Annotated in this window: 21 protein-coding genes; 14 read left to right on the top strand and 7 right to left on the bottom strand. The window is 69.1% G+C overall.

What is annotated here, in order from left to right:
* Positions 1 to 339: a hypothetical protein gene (locus G6N51_RS17540; protein WP_083171724.1), complete on the bottom strand. Its 339-nt coding sequence runs from the start codon at positions 337 to 339 to the stop codon at positions 1 to 3.
* 44 nt (positions 340 to 383) lie between these two features.
* Here G6N51_RS17540 and G6N51_RS17545 point away from each other — a divergent pair, with 44 nt between their 5' ends.
* From G6N51_RS17545 to G6N51_RS17560, 4 genes are read left to right on the top strand one after another with little or no spacing between them, the layout of a single operon-like run.
* Positions 384 to 1,700 (top strand): hypothetical protein, encoded by a 1,317-nt coding sequence (locus G6N51_RS17545; RefSeq protein ID WP_083171838.1) that lies wholly within the window; start codon positions 384 to 386, stop codon positions 1,698 to 1,700.
* Positions 1,697 to 2,827: a hypothetical protein gene (locus G6N51_RS17550; RefSeq protein ID WP_083171725.1), complete on the top strand. Its 1,131-nt coding sequence runs from the start codon at positions 1,697 to 1,699 to the stop codon at positions 2,825 to 2,827. Before G6N51_RS17545 ends, G6N51_RS17550 begins: the two co-directional genes overlap by 4 nt.
* A gap of 29 nt (positions 2,828 to 2,856) precedes the next feature.
* Positions 2,857 to 3,924: an NAD(P)H-dependent amine dehydrogenase family protein gene (locus G6N51_RS17555; protein ID WP_083171726.1), complete on the top strand. Its 1,068-nt coding sequence runs from the start codon at positions 2,857 to 2,859 to the stop codon at positions 3,922 to 3,924.
* Complete coding sequence (locus tag G6N51_RS17560; RefSeq protein WP_232078420.1) at positions 3,921 to 4,577, top strand: cutinase family protein; 657 nt, start codon at positions 3,921 to 3,923, stop codon at positions 4,575 to 4,577. The genes G6N51_RS17555 and G6N51_RS17560 overlap by 4 nt, the downstream gene beginning before the upstream one ends.
* Here G6N51_RS17560 and lipL read toward each other — a convergent pair.
* Both lipL and G6N51_RS17570 read right to left on the bottom strand, forming a co-directional pair.
* Positions 4,572 to 5,870 carry an esterase/beta-lactamase LipL gene (gene lipL, locus G6N51_RS17565; protein WP_083171840.1) on the bottom strand — a complete coding sequence of 433 codons (1,299 nt, stop codon included), beginning with the start codon at positions 5,868 to 5,870 and terminating at the stop codon, positions 4,572 to 4,574. The genes G6N51_RS17560 and lipL overlap by 6 nt on opposite strands.
* A gap of 54 nt (positions 5,871 to 5,924) precedes the next feature.
* Positions 5,925 to 6,518, bottom strand: coding sequence for a TetR/AcrR family transcriptional regulator (locus G6N51_RS17570; RefSeq protein WP_083171727.1), 594 nt, complete (start codon positions 6,516 to 6,518; stop codon positions 5,925 to 5,927).
* A 180-nt stretch (positions 6,519 to 6,698) separates the two neighbouring features.
* Between G6N51_RS17570 and G6N51_RS17575 the strand changes: the two genes are divergently transcribed.
* The gene (locus G6N51_RS17575) at positions 6,699 to 7,718 is read left to right on the top strand and encodes a phosphotransferase (RefSeq protein WP_276055765.1); all 1,020 of its coding nucleotides are present in this window, start codon (positions 6,699 to 6,701) and stop codon (positions 7,716 to 7,718) included.
* Between the two features lie 9 nt (positions 7,719 to 7,727).
* Here G6N51_RS17575 and G6N51_RS17580 read toward each other — a convergent pair whose 3' ends face one another.
* A complete protein-coding gene (locus tag G6N51_RS17580) occupies positions 7,728 to 7,880 on the bottom strand; it encodes a hypothetical protein (protein WP_163750574.1) in 153 nt (50 codons plus the stop codon).
* A 61-nt stretch (positions 7,881 to 7,941) separates the two neighbouring features.
* Here G6N51_RS17580 and G6N51_RS17585 point away from each other — a divergent pair, with 61 nt between their 5' ends.
* The 6 genes from G6N51_RS17585 (at position 7,942) to G6N51_RS17610 (ending at position 15,325) form a co-directional block, all read left to right on the top strand.
* Positions 7,942 to 8,115 carry a CsbD family protein gene (locus tag G6N51_RS17585; RefSeq protein WP_083171729.1) on the top strand — a complete coding sequence of 58 codons (174 nt, stop codon included), beginning with the start codon at positions 7,942 to 7,944 and terminating at the stop codon, positions 8,113 to 8,115.
* Between the two features lie 23 nt (positions 8,116 to 8,138).
* Complete coding sequence (locus tag G6N51_RS17590) at positions 8,139 to 8,816, top strand: cutinase family protein (RefSeq protein ID WP_083171841.1); 678 nt, start codon at positions 8,139 to 8,141, stop codon at positions 8,814 to 8,816.
* Positions 8,817 to 8,843: 27 nt separating this feature from the next.
* On the top strand, positions 8,844 to 9,842 hold the full coding sequence (locus G6N51_RS17595; protein ID WP_083171730.1) for an SDR family NAD(P)-dependent oxidoreductase: 999 nt from the start codon (positions 8,844 to 8,846) through the stop codon (positions 9,840 to 9,842).
* A gap of 130 nt (positions 9,843 to 9,972) precedes the next feature.
* A complete protein-coding gene (locus tag G6N51_RS17600; protein WP_083171731.1) occupies positions 9,973 to 11,394 on the top strand; it encodes a wax ester/triacylglycerol synthase family O-acyltransferase in 1,422 nt (473 codons plus the stop codon).
* 92 nt (positions 11,395 to 11,486) lie between these two features.
* On the top strand, positions 11,487 to 14,165 hold the full coding sequence (locus G6N51_RS17605) for an ATP-binding protein (RefSeq protein ID WP_232078422.1): 2,679 nt from the start codon (positions 11,487 to 11,489) through the stop codon (positions 14,163 to 14,165).
* The gene (locus tag G6N51_RS17610) at positions 14,162 to 15,325 is read left to right on the top strand and encodes a zinc-binding dehydrogenase (protein WP_083171732.1); all 1,164 of its coding nucleotides are present in this window, start codon (positions 14,162 to 14,164) and stop codon (positions 15,323 to 15,325) included. Before G6N51_RS17605 ends, G6N51_RS17610 begins: the two co-directional genes overlap by 4 nt.
* Here the strand turns inward: G6N51_RS17610 and G6N51_RS17615 are convergent.
* Positions 15,309 to 15,695 (bottom strand): PPOX class F420-dependent oxidoreductase, encoded by a 387-nt coding sequence (locus G6N51_RS17615; protein ID WP_083171733.1) that lies wholly within the window; start codon positions 15,693 to 15,695, stop codon positions 15,309 to 15,311. The genes G6N51_RS17610 and G6N51_RS17615 overlap by 17 nt on opposite strands.
* A 142-nt stretch (positions 15,696 to 15,837) precedes the next feature.
* Here G6N51_RS17615 and G6N51_RS17620 point away from each other — a divergent pair, with 142 nt between their 5' ends.
* On the top strand, positions 15,838 to 16,422 hold the full coding sequence (locus G6N51_RS17620) for a TetR/AcrR family transcriptional regulator (RefSeq protein WP_083171734.1): 585 nt from the start codon (positions 15,838 to 15,840) through the stop codon (positions 16,420 to 16,422).
* A 6-nt stretch (positions 16,423 to 16,428) separates the two neighbouring features.
* Here G6N51_RS17620 and G6N51_RS17625 read toward each other — a convergent pair whose 3' ends face one another.
* Positions 16,429 to 17,631 carry a cytochrome P450 gene (locus tag G6N51_RS17625; protein ID WP_083171735.1) on the bottom strand — a complete coding sequence of 401 codons (1,203 nt, stop codon included), beginning with the start codon at positions 17,629 to 17,631 and terminating at the stop codon, positions 16,429 to 16,431.
* A gap of 233 nt (positions 17,632 to 17,864) precedes the next feature.
* On the opposite strand from G6N51_RS17625, the gene G6N51_RS17630 reads away from it, so the two are divergent.
* Together G6N51_RS17630 and G6N51_RS17635 are read left to right on the top strand one after the other, a co-directional pair.
* Positions 17,865 to 19,181 carry a diaminopimelate decarboxylase family protein gene (locus G6N51_RS17630; RefSeq protein WP_083171736.1) on the top strand — a complete coding sequence of 439 codons (1,317 nt, stop codon included), beginning with the start codon at positions 17,865 to 17,867 and terminating at the stop codon, positions 19,179 to 19,181.
* Entirely contained in the window at positions 19,181 to 19,936 is a 756-nt protein-coding gene (locus G6N51_RS17635; RefSeq protein ID WP_083171843.1) for a rhomboid-like protein, read from the top strand. Before G6N51_RS17630 ends, G6N51_RS17635 begins: the two co-directional genes overlap by 1 nt.
* On the opposite strand, the gene G6N51_RS17640 is transcribed toward G6N51_RS17635, so the two are convergent.
* A complete protein-coding gene (locus tag G6N51_RS17640; protein ID WP_083171737.1) occupies positions 19,933 to 21,969 on the bottom strand; it encodes a glycoside hydrolase family 172 protein in 2,037 nt (678 codons plus the stop codon). The two genes, G6N51_RS17635 and G6N51_RS17640, sit on opposite strands and share 4 nt — an antisense overlap.
* Between the last annotated feature and the right edge of the window lie 191 nt (positions 21,970 to 22,160).

Genomic DNA, 22,160 nt, shown 5'->3' on the forward strand with positions numbered 1-22,160 from the left:
TCACAGCGACGCCACGAACGCCGCGTGCACCGCAAGCACGTCGTCGGGCAGCGAAAGTTCCTCGCGCGCAGCGGGATCGAACGCCACCAGGACGACCAGGCCGGGACGCAGCACCGACACGTCGAGGCCGTCGCCGCAGCGGGCCAGCTTGCCGATGAAGGTCTCCCCGGAGACGGCGACCACCTCGATGAACACCTGACGCTCGACCGCGCGCACGGTGCCGACCCCGACGGCGCGGTCGGCGGCGCCCCGCCGCCGCGGGGGCCTGAACCGGTCAACGAGCGCCAACAGCTTCCTCATCCGACCACGGTGCAGCCGCCCGCCGGCTACCGAACCCAAGTTTTCGGCTGCCGCGTTTCGCGCGGTGCCCCTATTCTGTGCAGATGAGCGCCGATTCGGAGCTGGCCGTCGCGGTCGGCCACCCTCGCCGGTCGGTGATCGACGCGGCGTGGCGGGCGATCGGCCCCGGGGTGGAGGTGCTCAGCAGCGACGACGGCGGGCCGTTGAGCCGCACCGTCAAACGCATCATCGATCCGTTGGTGCTGCGACTGCGGACGAACCCGCAATACTCGGCTCCCGTCGTCACCCCCGAGGCCGCCGCGGCCATGCGCGAGTTGATCGTCGGCAGTGGCACCGAATTGCGCGCCGCCGCAGCATGGTTCGACGTCCTCAAGATGGAGCGCCGCAGGCAGCGCATCCGCACTGGAAACGCCCAGGAGCTGTACTTCCCGGTGTGCTTCGAGCTCGCGGTGACGAAAGGCCCACCGGCACCGCATGATCGCGAGACGGCGGCCACGGTGCTGGGTGACATCCACCAGGGCCGCGATCGCACCGCGATCGAGGTGCTGCACCAGTACGTGGCCGATTCCGAAGCGGTCGCCAAGCTGGCCGACCAGCTCGACCGCAGCTGGCGCGACGTGCGGGCCGGCGGCGACACCGTCACCGAACCGTTCCTGGCCGAGTTGGCCACCGTGCTCGGACCGGCCAGCAGCCACCGCAGCGCGACGGGCCGGCAACGCGTCTGGTCGGCGATGATCGCCGACGCCACCCCGTACAACCTGGGCGCGCTGGCCCGGGTCGAGGCGGCCGAATTGCCGTGGTCGATCGTCGACCTGGGATTGAGTTCGGCTGCGCCACAACGGCCCCCGCGCGTCATCGGCGGCACCGACAGCGACCGCCCGCTGGACCGCAGCGTGGTGGACCGGGTTCGCGCCACGCTGCGCCGCGCCCTGGACCGCGACGCGTTGCCCGATATCCCCCTGCTCTGCGAGGAGGAGGTCGACAGGGCCTGCGCGCCCTGGGGGCTGCTGGCCGAGGACAAACAGGCCACCCTCGTCGCGGGCATCGAGATCGCGGTCGAGCTGGCCCCGTTGGACCCGTCCGCCGCCAGCCGCTACGCCCTGGCGGCGCAGATTCAGGCCCGCCTGCGCAAAGAGGCCTACGTGCTGCACGCGCGGCGCTACCTCGCCGAGGGCGGCCCGATCCACCCGCGCCAGCGGCAGGTGGTCGACGACCTCGCCGCGTACGCGCAGCCCTACCTGAGCCGATTGTGGGCGCGGCTGCATGGGCGCGACGTGTGGCAGGAGCCCTGCGACGACGTCGATGACGTGCGATCGCTGCTCGAGGGGGTGGCGCGCTCGGTGAGCCTGGACCACCGGCAGCGGATCAAGGCGATGCTGGAATTGCAGGTGGCCGGATGAGATTGGTTGCCGATTCCGGGTTGTGGAGCACCGGACCCGTCAGCGAGGCGACGCCGCTGGCCGTGGTCCTGGAGGTCAGTGGGGCGGTGCTGTCGTGGACCCTGGACGAGCCGGACGATGCGGCCACCCACATCACGTTCACGGATCTCCGGCGCGCCGACTGGCTTTGGCGGGTGCTCGGTGAATCCGGCCACGTCGCCCTGGTTTCCACGGTGGGACCGGCGGACGAACCGCGCGGTATCGAACTGGCCGGGGTGGACATCCTGCCGGGTTCGCTGAGGCCGCTGCGCAGGCTGGCCCTGGGCCATTGGCTGCGGCGCTGGTGGCCCGCCAGCCAGCGCGAGGGCATCGCCGGCCTCGACCGCGCGTTGTTGGACCTCGAGGTCGCGCTGCTGACCACCGGCGCACAGGGCTTCCTCGCCGACGACACGTTCGATTCGGACGTCGCGGGGCTGCTGGTGCCGCACGCCGCAGCCCTGGCCGCGCACGCCGCCGAGGGTGACCCGCGCGCGCTCGAACTCGTGCGGGCGGGCGCCGCCCTGGCCGACGAGGTGGGGGTGGACGGCCCCGGCTGGCCGGAACTGTTCGCCGCCCTTGACGATTCGGACCTGACGCCGGCGCCGCCGAGCGGGCGCCGCGACGACTACGCGCTGGCCGCCGGGGCTGGCGCGGCCCCGCGCGCCGCGGCGCCGATCGCCCGCGGCACCGCGTCCGTCAACTGGGGTGGGGTTCCGCCCGCGATCTTCGACGCGGGCGAGAACACCGTCGACTGGACGGTCGAGGCGGCCGGGCCGGGGGTCGTCGCCGTCGTGCGGGCGGCCGTCATCGGGCCGGACGCACCGACCGGTGTCGCGGTGCGACTGCGCTCCGGGGCCATCTCCGGTACCGGCGCCCTGGACGCCGACGGCCGCGCAACCCTCCCCCTGGTCGACGGCCAGCGAGGTCCGCTCACGGAATCGGCGGCGTGGGACCACGATTGGGCGGCGCCGTCGGTGCTCGTCGGGGCCGAGACGACGGAGTCGCCCGAAATCCGGGAACGCGTGCGGCGGTGGGCCAGGGCGCGGTTGGACCGGCCGGCCGACGACGCCTTCCTCGCCGAAATCCTGGCGGCCGAATCCGCCTATTAACGGAGCCCTCGATTCCCTATGCTGAGCGAGTGCCAAACAACTATCGAGTGGTCCAGTGGAACACCGGCAATGTCGGCAAGAGCTCACTGAAGTCCATCGTCACCAACCCAACGCTGGAACTGGTGGGCTGCTATGCCTGGTCGGCGGAGAAGGTGGGCCGCGACGCCGGCGAACTCGTCGGCATCCCGCCGCTGGGCGTGGCGGCCACCAATGACGTCGACGCGCTGCTGGCGCTGAAACCGGACTGCGTGGTCTACAACCCGATGTGGATCGACGTCGACGAGCTGGTCCGCATCCTGTCCGCGGGCGTCAACGTGGTGACCACGGCGTCCTTCATCACCGGCGGAAACCTCGGCCGCGGGCGCGCCAGGATCGCGGACGCCTGCGAGAAGGGCGGCGCCACCATGTTCGGCTCCGGGGTCAGCCCCGGCTTCGCCGAGCTGCTCGCCATCGTGTCGGCGATGGTGTGCAACCGGATCGACAAGGTCACGGTCAACGAGGCCGCCGACACCACGTTCTACGACTCCCCGGAGACCGAGAAGCCGGTGGGCTTCGGTCAGCCGATCGATCACCCCGAGCTGCAGGCGATGGCGGCCCAGGGGACCGCGATCTTCGGCGAGGCCGTCCGCCTGGTGGGCGACGCGCTGGGCGTCGAGCTCGACGAGGTGCGCTGCGTGGCCGAGTTCGCCCAGACCACGGCGGATCTCGAGATGGCGTCCTGGACGATTCCCGCGGGATGCGTGGCGGGGGTGTACATCAGCTGGCAGGGCGTCGTCGGCGACACCACCCTGATCGACCTGAACGTCCGGTGGCGCAAGGGGCAGACGCTGGAACCCGACTGGAAGATCGAGCAGGACGGCTGGGTCATCCAGATCGACGGGCAGCCGACGGTGACCACCAAGGTCGGCTTCCTGCCTCCGCCCTACTTCGAGGCCACCACGATCGAGGAGTTCATGGACCTCGGTCACATCATGACCGCGATGCCCGCGATCAACGCCATCCCGGCCGTCGTCGCCGCGGCGCCCGGCATCGTCACCTACGCCGACCTCCCGCTGACACTGCCGCGCGGGAACGCCTGTGTCAGCATGAAGCGGTGATCGCGCCGCCCTTCTTTCGCAACCTCTTTCGCGCCGCCGGCGTTGCGGCCGCGGTGAGTGCGGCGGCGGTAGGCGGCCCCGTCGACGTCCCCCCCGCTGATGCCGATCCGTGCCCGGACGTCGAGGTGGTGTTCGCCCGCGGCACCGGGCAGGCGGCCGGCGTCGGCCCGGTGGGTCAGGCGTTCATCGACTCGCTCGGGCCGCAGCTCGGCGGCCGGTCGATGGACGTCTACGCGGTGAATTACCCGGCGACAACGGCTTTCGCGACGAGCGCCCAGGCCGGCTCCGAAGACACCGTCGCCCACGTGCAGGACATGATCGCCCGGTGCCCCCGCACCCGGTTGGTGCTGGGCGGGTTCTCCCAGGGCGCCGGCGTGATGGATCTGGCCACCAAGGCCCTGCCGCAGCAGGCGGACGACCACGTCGCGGCGATCGCCGTCTTCGGCAATCCGACCAGCCCGCTCGCGGGCAGCCTCGCCGGCACGGTGTTCCCGCCGATCGGCCCGCCCTACGCCGCGAAGACCATCGACGAGTGCGCCGCCGGCGACCCGGCGTGCTCCGATGGCTCCCACATCAACGTCTTCGCGCACGGCTCGTATGTGCAGTCGGGGATGACGGCTCAGGCGGCGAACTTCGTCGCCGCCCGGTTATAGGGCCGCCTTGCGGCGGGTGGGCTTGGCGTAGCCGGCGCCGAGCTGCGGCACCGGCAGCGGACCCTGATCACGGGCGGCCAGGATGGCGTTGCGCAGCGGACGCGCCAGTCCCGCAAAGGATCCCATGTCGAACAGCAGCGGCGTCAGCAACCGGTTGTGGACGAAGCCGAAGGAGCTGCCCGCTTCGGGGTCGGCCCAGCCGAGCGTCCCACCGAGACCGACGTGGCCGAAACCGCGCAGCAGGCCGGGCACCGGCGATTCGTGGTAACCGAGGTGAAACGGCATGGGCACCACCATGTTCGCGTCCGGCCACTTGCGCCGCGCCCGTCCCGCCAGGCCGCGCGCCAGCTCCTCGGACAGATATTTCTTGCCGTCGATGCGACCGTAGTTGGCCAGCGCGGCGTACATCTTCGCCAGCCCGCGGCCGGTGACCACGCCGTTGGCGGCGGGGACCTCCCCGTCGAGGAAGGGGGTGTCGCCCTTGATCAGCGAGACGACGCCGGGGAAGTACATCGCACCCAGCGCGCCGGAGAAAGGCAGGCCCGCCACCTTCGGGGCGATGAAGTTGAACACCGGCGCGCGTAACCTGCCCTGCGGCAGCAGGACCTCCGCGGGTGTGGTCGGCGAGCCTTCCGGGGGGCGGCCGAGGTGCAGGCCGTCGGTGTCGAGCGGGCGCGCGACCTCCTGGCGGATCAGTTCCCGCATGCCCTTGCCCGTCACCGCCCTGGCCAGACCGGACAGCAGCCAGCCGTAGGTCAATGCGTGATACGCCTGCACCCCTCGCAGATGGTCGACCGGCGCGGCGGCGAGGCGCTCCTCCATCAGGAAGTGGTCCATCAACTGCGCCTTGGTGACCCCGCGCAGGTGCGACAGCCCGGAGCGGTGCCGCAGGACGTCGCGAACGGTGATCTCGGCCTTGCCGTTGGCCGCGAACTCGGGCCAGTATTCGGCCACGGGCTCGTCGTAGGAGAGCAGGCCGCGGTCGGCCAGCCGATGGATGACCGTCGAGGCGACACCCTTGGTCGCCGAGAACACCATCGCGCCGGTGTCGGCGCTCCAGCGCCGGCCGCCGGCCCGGTCCGACCATCCCGTCCAGACGTCGACGACCGGCACGCCGTCGATGTAGACGCTCAGCGCTCCGCCACCGAACCTGCGCCCGGGGAACAGCTGCGCGAACAGCTTGACGACGTTGCCGAAATGCGGGTCGGCCGCCCCGGAGACGCCGCGCGGCAGACCGTCGTCGGTGACCAGAAGACCCGCCGGTGTCCCGGTGCCGCGCCGCGCCGTTGCCACGAGCACGAAGCTATCAGTCGCCCCCGCGCAACGGTTCGGATTCTCCCGCACCGATCAGCGCAGGATTCCGCCGAGGATCGCGTCGAGGAGCCCGTCGAATTCGGTGGCCCGCGGTCGGTTCGCCGGCGTGCGGCTCAACAGCCGCAGCAGCAGAGTTCCGATCAGCGCGTTCGCGACGGCGTCGATGTCGGCATCTGCATGCAATTGGGCGGCGTCGGCGGCTAGGCGCAGGCGGGCCAGCAGGCCGGCGTGCTGGGGAACGCTGAGCTGCTGGTCGAGCGCCTGGTTGTCCAACGTGCTGGCCGCGGCGGCGGCGATGAGCGCGCGAATAAGCGCCGCGCTCGCGGGGTCGGCGATGAACTCGGCGTGCTCGACCAGCCAGCACCGCAGGTCGGCCCGCAGGTCCCCGGTGTTGGGAACCTCGAACGAGCCGCCCCTGCCGTAGGCGTCGAGGACGGCATCCGCCACCAACGGCGCCTTCGACGACCAGCGCCGGTACACGGTCTTCTTGCCCACCTTGGCGCGGGTGGCTACCCCTTCCATCGACAACTCGGCGTAGCTGCCGGCCGCCAGGAGCTCGCGGGTCGCCGCGAGGATCACGTCGTCCAGCTGCACGTCGCGTGGCCTGCCGCCCCTCGCCTCAGGCATGGGGCGAGCTTAGATCAGCCCCGCACTTCCGAAGGGTGCGTCGGATGCGGTAACTTGCGCTTCAGCCAGTAACGACACGATCCGTGTCGTTACTGGCATACCAGGTCGACGACGGGATCCTGAGTGAGCACACTGCCTCTAGCCGTGCCTCGGAGCTGGGACGAGATCACACCGGCCTGGATGTCGGCGGCCCTGGCCGGACACCATCCGGGCGTCGTCATCGACGACGTGACCGTCGACCTCCGCGACGACGGCACCAATCGGCGCGCCCGGCTGGCTCTGAGATATTCGGCCGGCTCCGGCCCGGCCACTGTGTTCGTCAAGGCCGCAGACCCGGCGCACAAAGAGTTGATCCGGATGACCAGCGGGATGTTTCACGAGCCGCGCCTGTTCTCCTCCGGTGTCGAACTGCCGCTCGAACACCCGGCCGTTTACACCGCTCTGATCGACGAGGACGCCTACGACTTCATCATGGTCATGGAGGACCTGAACGCGCGCGCCGCGGACCCGCGCGATTCCCTCCGGCCGCTGAACCCGGAGCAGGCCGCCGCCGGGGCGCGAGCCCTGGGCCGAATGCACGGCCGTTACTGGGGCGAGCGCGTCCTGCGGCATCCCGGCCTCGCCTGGCTGGAACCGATCCTGCCCTTCGAAGGGCTGCAGTACGCGCCGCTGCCCTCCGCTCTGGAACGCCTCGACGCCGACACTCCCCCCGAGGTGCTGGCGCTGACCATCGACCACCTCGTCGACTCGGTGTGGAAGCCCTACATCCGGACGCTCACCACATCGCCGCAGACCTTGCTGCACGGCGATCCGCACATCGGCAACACGTACGTCACGCCCGACTGCGACGTCGGGTTTCTCGACTGGCAGATGACACGCCGCGGAAACTGGTCGCTCGACCTCGGCTACTTCCTGCAGGGCGCCCTGACGGTCGACGAACGCCGGAAACACGAGCGCACCCTCCTCGAGGAATACCGCAACGCGCTGGGGCTGCCGGACGCTGAGCTGCCGTCCCGCGACGAGCTGTGGCTGCGCTACCGGGCGTCGGTCGCCCACGGGCTGACGCTGTGGCTGTGCACGGCCAGCGCCGGCGGCGGGCTGTGGCAACGCGTCGAGATCGCCGTCGCCCTGGCGCAGCGGTACGCGATCGCCTTCGGCGACTTGGAGAGCGCGGCGGCGATCGCGGCGATCGCGGGCTGATCCTACGAGCTAGTCGGGTGGGCCGGGGGGATCCGGGGCGGCCGGCGGAGCAGGCGGCGCGTCCCCGAGATATTTGCGGAGCCGAAGCAGTTGGTTTACCACCATGCCGATGCCGAGCAGCATCAGCCCCACCACTATTGCGACCACGATTGCGGCGCTCACAACCTCCATGATGGCAGGGTGGGGGTTTCAACATCTCCCTTTGCTGGGTAGCCACAGCGGCATGAGCAACGAAGGCAAGCTGAAGAACAAGATCGAGGACCTGGGCGGCCGGGCCAAAGAGGCCATCGGCAAGGCGACCGGCGACCACGACACCAGGGACGAGGGCCGGGCGGACCAGGCTAAGTCCAGCCTGAAGGACGCCGGGGAAAAGGTGAAAGACGCCTTCAAGAAGTGAGCACGCTCGCCGAGCTGCGCCGGCTGTCGGCGCTCGTCGGACTGGCGGCGCTGGTGGCCGGCGCGCTGGTGTCCAGCGCGCCCAGCCCCTCGGCGTCCGCCGACCCGTGTCCCGACGTCGAGGTGGTGTTCGCGCGCGGGTCGGGCGAGCCGCCTGGCATCGGGGGCATCGGGGGGTCGTTCGTGGACGCGCTGCGCTCGGAGCTCGGCTCGCGGTCGCTCGGGGTGTATGCGGTGAATTACCCTGCCAGCACGGACTTTTCGAGTCCCAACTTTCCACTGACGGTCATCGACGGCATCCGTGACGCCAGCGCGCACGTCGAAGCCACCGCCAAGAACTGCCCCAACACCCGGGAGGTGCTCGGCGGGTACTCCCAGGGCGCGGCGCTGGCCGGGTATGTCACCTCGGCGGCCGTCCCGGCGGGTGTGCCCGCGTCCGCCGTGCCGGCGCCCATGCCGCCGGACGTGGCGAACCACGTCGCCGCCGTCACCCTGTTCGGAACGCCGTCGGGCGACTTCCTGCAGAAGTATCACGCCCCGCCGCTCACGATCGGTCCGCTGTATCAGCCCAAGACCTTGGAGCTGTGCGCCCAGGGCGATCCCGTGTGCGGCAGCGGCACCGGCGACTTTGCCGCGCACGTCTCCTACGGGGTGAACGGCATGACAACCCAGGCCGCCAACTTCGCCTCCAGTCACCTGTAGGCCGGACGGTCCTGCAAAGATCGCACCATGCGCGTTGTGATCACAGGCGGTACGGGATTCGTCGGCGGATGGACGGCCAAGGCCATCGCCGACGCGGGGCACTCCATCCGGTTTCTGGTGCGCAACCCCGGCAAGCTGGAGACCTCGGTGGCCAAGCTGGGCGTCGACGTGTCCGACTTCGCCGTCGCCGACATCACCGACCGGGTTGCCGTGCGCAAGGCGCTGGACGGATGCGATGCGGTCGTGCACGGCGCCGCCCTGGTCGCCACCGACCCGCGCCAGACGATGCAGATGCTGACCACCAACATGCAGGGCGCCCAGAATGTCCTCGGTCAGTCGGTCGAGTTGGGCCTGGACCCCATCGTTCACGTGTCCAGCTTCACCGCGCTCTTCCATCCGGGCCTGGAGACCTTGACCGCGGACCTGCCGGTGGTCGGCGGGGCCGACGGGTACGGCACGTCCAAGGCGCAGGTCGACATCTATGCCCGGGGTCTGCAGGACGCCGGCGCGCCGGTGAACATCACCTATCCCGGCATGGTGCTCGGCCCGCCGGTCGGCGACCAGTTCGGCGAGGCCGGCGAGGGCGTCAGGGCGGCCGTGCAGATGCACGCGATCCCGGGCCGCAGCGCGGCCTGGTTGATCGTCGACGTCCGCGATCTGGCCGCCTTGCACGCGGCGCTGCTGGAACCGGGGCGCGGCCCGCGCCGCTACACCGCGGGTGGCCACCGGGTGCCGGCGGCCGAACTCGCGGCCATGCTCGGCGAGGTTGCCGGGACGCCCATGGTGTCCGTCCCGATTCCCGACACCGCGCTGCGCGTGGCGGGAGCGGTGCTGGACAAGGCCGGCCGCTTCCTGCCGTTCGAGACGCCCTTCACCTGGGCCGGGATGCAGTACTACACGCAGATGCCGGCATCCGACGATTCACCCAGCGAGCGCGAGCTCGGCATCAAGTACCGGGATCCGCAGGAGACCGTGGCGGACACGCTGGCGGCGTACCGCGCGGCAAGCGGCCAAACCTCGTCCTGAGGGACTTACGACTGCCGTAACCGGGCCCTAATGCCCTCGTGAGCCCTGGTGCACGGAGAGAACATCGCCATATCGATTCGGGTCACGCGCGCCCAGGCCGGGTGACAGAGCCTCGGATTGGAGGTGCTTGGTGACCAAACTCATTCCGCCCCTGGATCTTTCATGGCTGTTGATCGAGTCGCCGGCCGGCACCACGCATGTCGGCGCCATGCTGCTGTTCAAGAAGCCGGCCGGCCGCGCGCCCATAGTGCGCGAGATCGTGGAGGCCTACCGGGTATGCACGCCGGCGCCGCCCTTCAACTACGTCCCGGAGCTACTCGGTCTGGGCGCGCCCCATTTCCGGGAGGTGACGCACTGGGACCCCCACTACCACATCGGACACCTGGCCCTCCCCGCTCGCTCCTCTTACGAGGACCTGCTGCGGCTCGTCGCCGACCTGCACGAGCCACAACTCGACCGTGACCGGCCGCTTTTTCGGTGTTGGGTGATCGATGGGGTACCGGACGGCATGTTCGCGATCTACACCAAGACCCATCACTCGATCATCGACGGCGAATCCGGTCTCAAGCTTCTCTACGCCGGGCTGAGCACGACCGCGGAGCGCACGGTCCCGACACCCGCCTTCGCGCTGGGCGCACCGGAACCCACGCCGCACCCGCCGACGCCCCTCACGGCGCGGATCGCCGACTCGATTCGCGGGACCGTCACGCAGGTCGAGGCGCTCAACCAGATTTCGGTCGGCGCGCTGCGCAAAGTGCTCGCGGGTCTCTTCCGATCGCATCTGGAGGGCAGTCTGCCGTTTGGGGCGCAGCACGCCCCGACCAACGCTCCGCTGCAGATCGGGCGAAGCTTCGCGACGCTTTCCCTGCCGCTCGAAGAGATGCATGAGGTCGGCCGTCGCCTCGGGGCGACCCTGAACGACGTGGCGGTCACCGTCGTCGACGCCGGGCTGCACGCCTACCTACGCGAGACGGACCGGGCCTTTGCGCACCGCTTCATCGCGATGTGTCCGGTGTCGCTGCGCGCCGGCGGGGACACGGCGATCGGCACGCGAGTGTCGGCGGTGTTCCCGCGACTCGGAGAGCCCCAAGCGAGCATGTCGGAACGGATCCACCAGGTGGTCGACTCGGTCGCGGCGTGCAAGAAAGAACTCGGCCGCATGTCCAGCGAGGCGGCGCTGACCTATGCGGCCGGGCTCGTCGCGCTCGCCGGCCTGGGTTCTTCCACGCACCTGGACCGCGTGGCCAACCCGGCGTGCAACCTCGTCATCTCCAATGTGGCGGGCGCCAAGGAGATCCGATACCTCAACGGCGCACGCCTGCTGGGCATCTACCCGGTTTCCGCCCTCGCGGCCTCGATCGGACTCAACGCCACCTTCGCGTCCTACCACGACAGCATGGACTTCGGCTTCGTCGCCAACGCCGCGGCACTCGGTGACCTACCGCTCCTCGCGCGGTGCACGCGGCGGGCCTACGCAGAGCTGAAAGGGGCGGCGGGAGTGCGGACCCCTGCGCGCGCCAAGCCGACACCGCCCAGAGTTACGGCGTCTTAGCGTCGCAGCGGCTGATCGCGCCGTGTATTGGCGGGCCACCGAAACGCATCGAACGCCACGTTAACCAGCGTCAGTTGTGTCATCCTGCGTTGGTGTCCGCTTCCCCGGCGGCCGCCCCTGCGGGGGTGGTGACCTTCTTGTTCACCGACGTCGAGGGCTCGACCCGGCGGTGGGAGGAGGACCCGGATGCGATGCGGTTGGCCCTGGCCGCACATGACAGCGCATTACGGGGTGCGATTGAGGCGCACGGTGGCTGGTTGTTCAAGCACACCGGCGACGGCGTCTGTGCCGCATTCGCCTCCGCCCGATCCGCCGTCGATGCCGCCACCGCAGCACAGCTTGCGCTGGAGCTGCCGGTGCGCATGGGGCTGGCCACCGGCGAGGCGGAGCTGCGAGGCGCGGACTACTTCGGTGCCGTGCTCAACCGCGCCGCACGGGTGATGGCCGCCGGGCACGGCGGCCAGATCCTGCTGGCCGAGTCGACTGCCGCGTTGCTTGCCGGCGTGGACCTGCTGGATCTCGGACTGCGGCGGTTGCGCGACCTGCCCAACCCCGTTCGGGTGTTCCAGGTGAGCGCACCCGGACTGCCGATGGACTTCCCGCCGTTGCGGGCGCTGGACACGAGCCTGGGCAACCTGCGGCCTGCGACGACGAGTTTCGTCGGGCGCGAGGGCGAGGTCGGCGAGTTGCAGGACATAGTGCGTACGCATCGACTGGTGACGCTGACCGGGGTGGGCGGGGTCGGCAAGACGCGGCTGGCTTTGGAGGTCGCGACGCGCTTGACCGACGAGTTCCCTGACGGCGTCTGGATTTTCGAGCTGGCGGCGGTCACCGACCCGGCGGCTGTTCGCGACGCCGTCGCGGCGGTGCTCGGCGTCACGCGGCAACCCGACAAGACGATCGTCGATAGCGTGACCGCCGCGCTGGAGGACAAAGTGCGGCTGTTGGTGTTCGACAACTGCGAGCACCTGCGAGAGGCCACCGCCGACATCATGGAGGCCATCCTCGCGCGCTCGGCAACCGTGAAAATGCTTGCCACCAGTCGCGAAGGGTTGGGGCTCGCCGACGAGCAGCTCTGGCCGGTGCCCTCGCTGGACGTTGCGGCCGGATCTGACTCACCGGCGGTGAAGCTGTTTGCCGAACGCGCCCGCAGCGTGTCGCCGCGCTTCTCGCTGACCGACGCGGGAGCAGCGGCTGTAGAGATCTGTCGTCGGCTCGATGGGATTCCCTTAGCGATAGAGCTGGCCGCCTCGCGCATGGCGTCGATGACCCCGGACGAGGTCCGCGACCGGCTGGACCAACGCTTCCGGCTGCTGGTCGGCGCGCGCCGCGGTCTAGAACGGCACCAGACCCTGCGGCATGCCGTCGCGTGGTCCTATGACCTGCTGAGCGGCGATGAGAAGGTCCTTCTGGACAGATGCTCCGTGTTCGCCGGCGGGTTCGATCTCGAAAGCGCCTGTGTCGTAGGCGGATTCGACGACGAGTTCGCCGCGCTCGATCTGCTCGATGCCCTGGTCCGCAAGTCGCTGCTCGTCGCCGATCGATCGGCCGGGCGCACCAGGTTCTCGATGCTGGAGACGGTCCGCCAGTTCGCCGAGGAACAACTCGTGGCACGCGGGGAGGCCGCGGACGCGCGGAACGCGCACGCCCGGTACTTCGCCGGGCGCGAACCCGACATCATCTCGCTGTGGAACAGCCCTCGGCAGCGCGAGGCCTATGAATGGTTCAACACCGAAATTGCGAACCTGCGTGTCGGGTTTCGTTGGGCTGCCGATCAGAAGGATCTCGATGCCGCCGCAGCGATCGTCTTCACCGCGGCGCTCCTCGGATTTCTCGTCGAGAACGGCGAGGCGGTCGCGTGGGCCGAGGAACTCGTCGAACCGGCGCGCGCCGTGGATCATCCGCGGCTCGCCGTCCTGTTGGTGCTGGCGGCGCTGTGCTGGACCCAAGGGCGAATCGAAGACTCATTCGGCTACGTCATGACGGGCGAGGCGACGGAGATCGGTGGGCGCCAGAATGCCCCGTTCGGAATCGACAGTCTCTACTACGGCGTCTACCTCGTGATCGGCCAGCCGCAACGGTGCGTCGAGTTGTGCCGCGCGCACCGCGCCTCCGGCCGCGACACCCTCACCATGTCGTGGACGCTGCTGGTCATGGCGCTCGTGATCGCGGGTTCCGCTGACGAGGCGAGGGCCACCGCAGACGGTCTGATCGAGGCCGCGGAGGCCACCGACAACCCCTGGGCCATCTCGTACGCCCTGCTGGCCTACGGCTTCGCCTTCTGGGATGCCGAGCCGGACGCCGCACTGCAGGCACTTCGCCGCGGCCTGGCGATCGCCCAAGACACCGGCATCTGGTGGAACGAGTCGTATCTCGCCTTGAACCTCGCCCGCCTCGAGTTCGAGCACGGTGACCCGGTGGCCGCGCTCGACTTCCTCATGCTGTCGATCCGTAACAACCACCATTCCGGCAACCCCGTCTCCATGCAGTCGCCGCTGGCGATTCTGGCGGTGCTGCTCAACCGCCTCGGGCTCCGGGAGGCGGCGGCCACCATCGTCGGCTATGCGTTGAGCCCGATGACCGGTGCGGTGTTTCCCCAGTTGGGGACCACCATCGCCGAGCTCCGGGATGCCCTGGGCGGACAACGCTACGAGGAGTTGGCCGGCATGGGCGAGTCGATGAAGACCGCCGCCATCGCGGCCTTTGCCTACGACGAAATCGACCAGGCACGATCCTTTGTCGAGCAACGAAGCGGGAGGATCGACGGATGAAGAGCGTGACGTGCACGAATGCGAAGCTCGAAGTTATCGACGCCCCGACGCCGACCCCCGCCAAGGGGCAGTTACTGATCGACGTCCTGCGGTGCGGCATCTGCGGGTCGGATCTGCACGCACGCCGGCACTGCGACGAACTCGCCGACGTGATGGCCGAGTCGGGATATGACGCGTTCATGCGATCGGATCAGCAGGTGGTGTTCGGTCACGAATTCTGCGGCGAGGTGCTCGATTACGGTCCCGGCACTCGCAAGGCCCCGCGGCCCGGCACACGCGTCGTGGCCCTGCCGCTGCTGCGGCGCGGCAAAGAGGTGCACGGGATCGGGCTGTCCACCATGGCGCCGGGCGCCTACGCCGAGCAGCTTCTGGTCGAGCAGTCCCTGACGATCGCCGTCCCCAACGGGTTGCCCCCCGAGACGGCGGCGCTGACCGAGCCGATGGCCGTCGGGTGGCACGCCGTCCGGCGCGGCGAGGTGAAGAAGGGCGACGTCGCGATCGTCATCGGTTGCGGGCCAATCGGTCTCGCGGTGATCTGCATGCTCAAGGCACACGGAGTGCGCGCGGTGATCGCCAGCGACTTCTCGCCGGGGCGGCGCGCGCTGGCGACGGCGTGCGGGGCCGATATCGTCGTCGACCCCGCGCGGGACTCGCCGTACGCAACCGAGGCGGGGCGCAAGCATCTGCGAGGCATCCTCGAGGCGTTCGACCTGGCCGTCGGGACGATCGAGAAGCTGCAGCGGCTACGGCTGCCGTGGTGGCACGTGTGGCGCGCCGCCGAAGCCGCCGGCGCGGCGACGCCCAAGCATCCCGTCGTCTTCGAATGCGTCGGCGTCCCGGGCATCATCGACGACATCATTGCCCATGCGCCGCTGTTCTCGCGCGTCGTTGTCGTCGGCGTCTGCATGGGCGCCGACCGCATTCGACCGGCCATGGCGATCAACAAAGAAATCGACCTGAGGTTCGTGCTCGGCTACACGCCGCTGGAGTTCCGCGACACCCTGAATATGCTCGCCGACGGCAAGGTCAACGTGACGCCGCTGATCACGGGGACGGTCGGGTTGTCCGGCGTCGAAGCCGCGTTCGATGCGCTCGCTGACCCCGAGACGCACGCGAAGATCCTGATCGACCCCAAGAGCGACGCTATCCGGCCGGTTTGATCTCCAGGCCGACGTGCACCTTGTCGATGCCGCCGCGCACGATCGAGTGCGCGTAGAACCACCACGCGTGGTACCAGTACCGCCTGAGCACGGCGTTGTAGACGCGGCGCGTCTCGGACTTCGGCAGGACCCGGGCGACGCCCTCGACCTCTTCGCTCTTCGGTTTGCCCAACGCGGCGCTCTTCGCGAGGGTAACCCGGGGCGTGTTGTTGATCCGCTTGGTCTTCCACGACCCGTCGTCGGTGATCACCAGCAGCGTGTCGCCGTCGGGCACACCCCAGATCGGTGTCGGCTTGCGGCGGCCGTCCTTGGTGAACGTCGTCAGCAGCAGGTACTTCGATTGGATGACGTCGGCGAAAGTCGGAGGCACGGGCTTCCTTCCGTTACGTGACTGTTGGTAACCCAATTCCCCGATCACGCCACTTCCTAATCCTGCGACCCCGCCACGCTAGACTCTTGGGCGATCGCCCAACCGCCCGCACACCCCGGTCCAACGACAGGAAGCCAACACCATGACCGCCTCCCAACGACCGAGGGCGCGGGATTCCACGACCCGCGACATGCTGATCGGCGCGACGATCCAGGTCATGGTCGACGAGGGCTACGCCGCGGCGACGTCTCGCCGGGTGGCGGCGCAAGCCGGCGTCAAACCGGCTTTGGTGCACTACTACTTCCCCACCATGGACGAGCTCTTCCTGAACGTCTTCCGGCGCGGAGCGGAGGCATACCTGGAGCGCCAACAGCAGGCGCTGGCCTCCGACCGCCCCCTGCACGCGTTCTGGGACACGCTCATCGAGCCGAAGGACACCCGCCTGCTGCTGGAGTTCATGGGGCTGGCCAACCATCGCAAGGAGATCAGGGCCGAGATCGCGGCCTGGTTCCAGCGGTGGCGCGAAATGCAGATCACCGCACTGAATTCCATCGCCTGCGAACACGGCCTGGACACCTTCGACTTTCCGCCGGCCGGCATCGCGGTCATCATCGCCGCGGTCGGCCGCATGCTGATCCTGGAGCAGGCACTCGGCGCCACGACCGGCCACTCCGAGGCCGTCGCGCTGGTGAACCGTTTCGTCGACCGATTCGAGATGCCGAGTTAACCCGAGTCAGGGCAACACGATCCGCAACCGCTCCCAGCCGCGCACGGTCGACGTCGAGGCCAGTCGCGCCGTGTCGTAGTCGATACCCCATTCGGGCCAACGGTTGAGAATCTCGTCCAGCGCGACGCGGCCCTCGAGGCGGGCCAGGTTGGCGCCGAGGCAGTAGTGCACACCCTTGCCGAACGTGATGTGCGAGATGTTGTCGCGTCGGATGTTGTAGGTGTCGGGATGGGTGTAGCGGCGGTGGTCGCGGTTTGCCGCGCCGAACAGGAGCAGCATGGCGCTGCCGGCCGGAACCGTCGTGCCGTAACACTCGAAATCCCGTGCCATCCAGCGGGCGACGTGCGGGCCGGTGGGTTCGAAGCGCAGTGTCTCGTCGACGGTGCGGGTGAGCAGCGACCGATCCTCGTAGACCGCGCGCCGCTGGTCGGGGTGCTCGGCGAGCACCTTGGCCAGCCAGCCGATCAGGCGGCCGGTCGTCTCGTTGCCCGCCCCGGCGACCACCTGGGTGTAGTGCAGCACCTCCTTGCGGGTCAGCTTGCGGTGCACACCGTCCTCGTCGTCGAATTCGACGTTGAGCAGCGTTGTCATCAGATCGTCGGACGGATTCTTCGACCGCCATTCCACGTAGTCGGCGTAGATCCGGCCGTCGGCGATGGAGTCGGCATCGGCGACCTTCAGCGGTGCGCCCGGTTTGGTGCGCAGGTTGGCGTCGTTGGCGTCGCGGACCGAGACCTGCTCGGACTCCGGGATTCCCAACAGCATCCCGATCACCCGCATCGGCATCATCGAGGCCAGCTCCGCGATGATGTCGAAACCTTGCGCGCCGACGAGCGGGTCCAGACACCGCACGCAGTATCGGCGAATCTGGTCCTCGAGCTCCGCCATCCGGCGTGGGGTGAACACGCGCGACATCAGCCCGCGCAGCCTGGTGTGCTCGGGCGGATCCTGGAACATCATCACCCCGCCGGGCATGTCGAATTTCGACTGGATGAGTTCGAGGATGTCGCTGCGTTTGTTGGAGAACGTCTCCCAACTGGCCAGCGCCCGTTCGACGTCGGAATGCCTTGACAGCGCCCAGAAGTCGTAGCGCTCGTTGTAGTAGATCGGCGCCTCTTCACGCAGCCGGGCGTAGGTCGGGTAGGGGTCGGCGATGATGCCGGGGTCATAGGGGTCGTAGTAGACGGCCGTGTCGTTGGTGACGGTCATCGATGCTCCACCTCCACGCCGAAGCTATTTGGGCGATCGCCCAAATTAGGGGCGCACCCATGTCTAGCAGCGGGGAGACGGCGTAGTCAAGACGTGGACTTGCCGCCAGAAGGTAGGCACGGTGATCGCCTCGATCGCGCCCTGTGTTCCGAAACTGTGAAGATTCACCGCCCAGGTGTGAAAGCTTCGTTAAGCGCGCGGCACGCACGCCCCGCGACCGGCACCGTGGAGGCATGACGCTCTTCGAGCTGCTTCCGTCGCTGAGGCACGGGCTGAACCCGCACCTCGATCGCGCGGTCTGGCCGCTGAGCGCCTACGTCGACGACCTGGGCCGGCTGTGCGTCGGCGACGTGCCCGCCGACGACATCGCCGCCGAGTTCGGCACCCCCACCTACGTGGTGGACGAGGAGGACTTTCGGGCCCGCATCCGCTGCTATCGCGCGACGCTCCCCGATGCCGAGCTGATCTACGCGGGCAGGGCGCTGTTGAGCGTCGACGTCGCCCGCTGGGCCGCGGACGAAGGGGCCGGCGTGAATGTCTGCTCGGCCGGCGAGCTGGCCACCGCCCTGGCCGCCGACGTCCCGCCGTCACGAATCATCCTGGACGGCGTGATCACCGCCGCAGAGCTGTACGACGCGGTCGCCGCCGGCGTCGGGCGGATCGTCATCGACACCCCGAGCGAGGTCTCGCTGCTCGCCTGCCGGGTGCGGCACCCTCAGCGCGTCCTGGTCGGCGTCATAACCGATGTCGGGGCCGTCGACCAGAAATTCGGCTTCGCGCTCTCAGGCGGCCAGGCGGCGGGCGCCCTCAGGCGGGTCCTGGACCAGCCGTGGCTGAATCTGGTGGGGCTGCACTGCCGGCTCGGGTCGCAGCTCACCGACGCCTCGCACTACGGCGAGGCGATCCGCCAGATGATCGGCGTGATGGCCGAGGTCCGCGACCGCCATCGGGTGGTGCTCACCGAGCTCAACCTTGGCGGCGGACACGCGGTCCCGTACCTGTCCGGCGACCCGGAACTGAACTTGCGCTCGCTTGGCGCCACCATCGCCGGCGCACTGGAATCCGCCTGTGCTGAGCACGAATTCCCGCGCCCGACGATCGTGATCGAGCCGGGCCGGGCGATCGCCGCGCGCGCCGGGGTGATGCTGTGCCGGGTGATCGCCGTCAAGCGGCAGCCGGGCGGGCGCACCTTCGTCGCGGTGGACGGCGGCACGGGCGATCTCCACAGCACCGAGCGGCCGGGCGTGAGATACACGGTGGCACTAGCCAATCGGCACCGCCCAACCGCGACCGCGCCGGTCACCGTCGTGGGCCGGCATGGCGACGGCGACGTGATCGCCCGTGACGTCGAGCTGCCCGCGGACGTTCGGCCCGGAGACCTGCTGGCGGTGGCCTGTACCGGCGCCTATCAGCACTCGACGGAGTCGAGCCGCAGCCTGGTGGGCCGTCCGCCCCTGATCGCGGTCTCCGGGGGACGGTCGCGCGAGCTTGTGCGCCGGGAAACCGTGGCCGACCTGTTGGCCCGCGATCGCGGCTGGACCGACCAATGATGGTGTCCCCTAGCGACGATCGGGTCCGTGCCGACCGGTTGCGGGTCACGGCGGCATACGCGGTCCTGTTGCTCGCGGTCTCGGTCACCCTGACGGCGCTGGGTGCGCGCACCCGCGCCGCGGTCGTCAGCGAGATGAGCACCAATCTGCACAACCTGGCGCACGGCCACCTGGGCACCCTGGTCGGCAGCGCGTTCGTCAGCGACGGCGGCGACGTCTATCTCTGGTTGCCGGGGCTGGTGTGCCTGTTGGCGCTGGGCGAACTCATCTGGCACGGCAGGGGGTTGCTCATCACCTTCGCGGTCGGCCATATCGGCGCCACCTTGATCCTCGCGGTCGGGCTGGTCGCCGCGGTCGAGACGGGATGGTTGCCGTTCTCGGTTGCGCGCGCCACCGACGTGGGTATCAGCTACGGCGCCGCGTGCGTACTCGGCGCCCTGACCGCATCGATACCGTTGGCCTGGCGCCCGGCGTGGATCGGCTGGTGGCTTGGTATCGCGTTGACGGCGACTCTTGACGCGGACTTCACCGCGTTCGGTCACGTGCTTGCGCTACTCCTGGGCATGTGCCTGTCCTTCCGGTTGCCTTCGATCGCGCGCTGGACGCCCGTGCACACCGCCTTGCTCGCCGTCGGAGCTGCCTTCGGCTACTTCGTGATCTCGGGATGGTCGTCGTTGGTGGCGCCGATCGGCGGACTGACGGGCGTGGTGGTGGCCCAGTTCGCCGGCCGGGTGGTGCGGTCGGCCGCCGTCTAATCGGTTGGCCCGGAAAGTGTTTGGACCTGGTAGCGACTCGCCGTCCAGGGCGGGGAGTCCGGCGCGGGGGTGAGGGTGACCGTGAGCTGCGCTTTGCCAGCGGTTGCCGAGGGCGGCAGGGGGTAGGTGTCGTCGAGCCAGCGGTGAAAATTGTTGGCGCGCGGTTGTAGCCAGTTGCCGACCGGGACGCCGTCGATGGCGACGTCCGCCGATTGGAAACCGTCCGCTTGATCCGACGTGCGGCGCAACAGGATGCCGCGGTTGGCCGGGTCTGTTTCGACGTGAAACGTTACGGCGGCGTTGGTGGCGCGGACCGAACCGATGACCGGATGAAGATCGTCGGCGCCCTCGTATTCGCTGACCAGCAGCTGGTCCGCGGCGTCGGTGTCGCCGTAGCCGTGCAGGAGTCGGCTGACGGGATCGCCGGGGCGGACTTCGTCACCGGGCGTGAGCGTTTCATCCGGCTGTGTGTAGAGGAAAGCGGTTGAGCTGTAATCGGGTTGGACCATGTTCCGCTTCCCGTGCTCGATACCGAAGAGGATCGCGGAGTGGTAGTCGATGGCGTCGGCCAGCATGAGCCGATAGACCGCGACGCAGTAGTCCGCGCAGCCGCCGGTCGCCGTGCGCCGATCGGGCTGCCCGGTGAGCGGGTCGCTGAAGCGGGTGCCGTCCTTGAAATACCAACCACCCTCGTAGAGGTCCTCGGTGCCGGTGCCATACCACTGGGGCGACGCGGAACCGTCGGTGTACACGCGCTCGGCTCCCTCCAGGAAGTAAGGAGCCGCGTCGCTGAAGGCGGTCCTGATGCGCGAGCCGCGAATGGTGTGGCTGACGCCGACGAATTTCCCGTGGCCGTGTTCGTCGGCGAACAGCCAGTCCTGGCCCAGGGTCGTCGGCGCCGCGTGGGACCGGGCGGTGAAATAGCCGGCGCGGCCGCCGGCCAGTGCAGGCGCCCACCGGGCATCTGGGGCGATCGTCACGTCGCTGTCGATTCCTGCCACGGCGTCATCGGTGGTGTTCACCAGCGTGAGGCGAACTTCGTGGGCGAACGGCATGGGCCACCAACCGGACAACGACAACGAGCCGTCGGGCTGCGGAATCGCAGCGAACATCAACGAACGCACCGTGTCGACACCCAGGCCGGCGCCGAAAAACTCCCCTAGTGGGGAGTCGACCGTGGTCTGGCCGTCGAACTCCATCTGCAGCCGCAAGCCGCTGAGGAGTTGGTCCGCCGGTTCGCGTAGTCGGAGGTGCAGCGCCGAGATGCTGCCCGAGCCAGTCGATTCTGCGATCGTCACCCCGGCACCGGCGGGGAGTTCGACGATCCGCTTGTCGTGAGCCGCAGAGGATGCCGGCGGTTTGGGATCGGCGGTGCCCGCGTCGCGCAGGGTGGCGACGACGTCGAGGGCGGGGTCAGCGGGCGAGAAGGTCGTCACGCCCTCGGCCGTCGAGAATCGACGGTAATCGACGTGGTAGTACTCGAGATTCGACGTCACACTGATGCGCATCGACCGCCGGTAGGGCATTGGCACCTTGATGTACACCCCACCCGGCGACTGTGCCGCGTTGGCCACCAACGGCCATGCGAACGGCGCACCCAGCGCACCGTCGACCACCGACTGCAGGGGAGCATCCAGCACGGCCTGGCCATCCAGTTCGACGCGGACGTTCCCGATCCGGGTCACTTTGCCGCCGTCGCGGGTGAACCAGATCGAATCCACCTCGCCGGCACCGCGATCCTCCGCGATGACGCAGCCGGCACCGCCGTCCGCCAAACACCCACCGGTGCCGTTGCGATTTCCGGTGGAGAGGTCGAAATCACCGCCGCTGCGATCGAAGCTGGAAAACTGCAAGGCTTCGGTGTCGGACCGCAGATACGGCAGCAGGTCCAGTCGGCGATACGTGTCCCAGCCGATCAACCTTCCGCCGTCGCCGCTCGACCCAGCCGGCGCTTGCGCCGCCGTGATCACGCCGGCCGCCGCCGACAGCGCGAAGGCCGCGATCACGCACCACGCACGAATCGCCACCGGCATAGCGACAAAGCTTACTTTTCTCGGTCGGGTTGACCTGATTTGGAATCTAACTCCAGATCGTCGCCGGCGTGGCGATACCATGAAATGCATTCAAGCAGTTGAAAAAACCGGGAAGACGAGCGCACAATGGCACGGCCGAATGCAGGTTCACCGGCAGGAGCGCCTGGGCGTGGCACATACCCTGAGATACC

This window comes from Mycobacterium paraseoulense (assembly GCF_010731655.1).
Lineage (GTDB): Bacteria > Actinomycetota > Actinomycetes > Mycobacteriales > Mycobacteriaceae > Mycobacterium > Mycobacterium paraseoulense.

Coding starts and splice junctions, on each gene's coding strand:
- G6N51_RS17550 (WP_083171725.1), top strand. CDS start 1,697: ATGAGATTGGTTGCCGATTCCGGGTTGTGGAGCACCGGACCCGTCAGC.
- G6N51_RS17630 (WP_083171736.1), top strand. CDS start 17,865: ATGACGCTCTTCGAGCTGCTTCCGTCGCTGAGGCACGGGCTGAACCCG.
- G6N51_RS17595 (WP_083171730.1), top strand. CDS start 8,844: ATGCGCGTTGTGATCACAGGCGGTACGGGATTCGTCGGCGGATGGACG.
- G6N51_RS17635 (WP_083171843.1), top strand. CDS start 19,181: ATGGTGTCCCCTAGCGACGATCGGGTCCGTGCCGACCGGTTGCGGGTC.
- G6N51_RS17575 (WP_276055765.1), top strand. CDS start 6,699: ATGTCGGCGGCCCTGGCCGGACACCATCCGGGCGTCGTCATCGACGAC.
- G6N51_RS17620 (WP_083171734.1), top strand. CDS start 15,838: ATGACCGCCTCCCAACGACCGAGGGCGCGGGATTCCACGACCCGCGAC.
- G6N51_RS17610 (WP_083171732.1), top strand. CDS start 14,162: ATGAAGAGCGTGACGTGCACGAATGCGAAGCTCGAAGTTATCGACGCC.
- G6N51_RS17545 (WP_083171838.1), top strand. CDS start 384: ATGAGCGCCGATTCGGAGCTGGCCGTCGCGGTCGGCCACCCTCGCCGG.
- G6N51_RS17570 (WP_083171727.1), bottom strand. CDS start 6,518: ATGCCTGAGGCGAGGGGCGGCAGGCCACGCGACGTGCAGCTGGACGAC.
- G6N51_RS17640 (WP_083171737.1), bottom strand. CDS start 21,969: ATGCCGGTGGCGATTCGTGCGTGGTGCGTGATCGCGGCCTTCGCGCTG.
- G6N51_RS17585 (WP_083171729.1), top strand. CDS start 7,942: ATGAGCAACGAAGGCAAGCTGAAGAACAAGATCGAGGACCTGGGCGGC.
- G6N51_RS17625 (WP_083171735.1), bottom strand. CDS start 17,631: ATGACCGTCACCAACGACACGGCCGTCTACTACGACCCCTATGACCCC.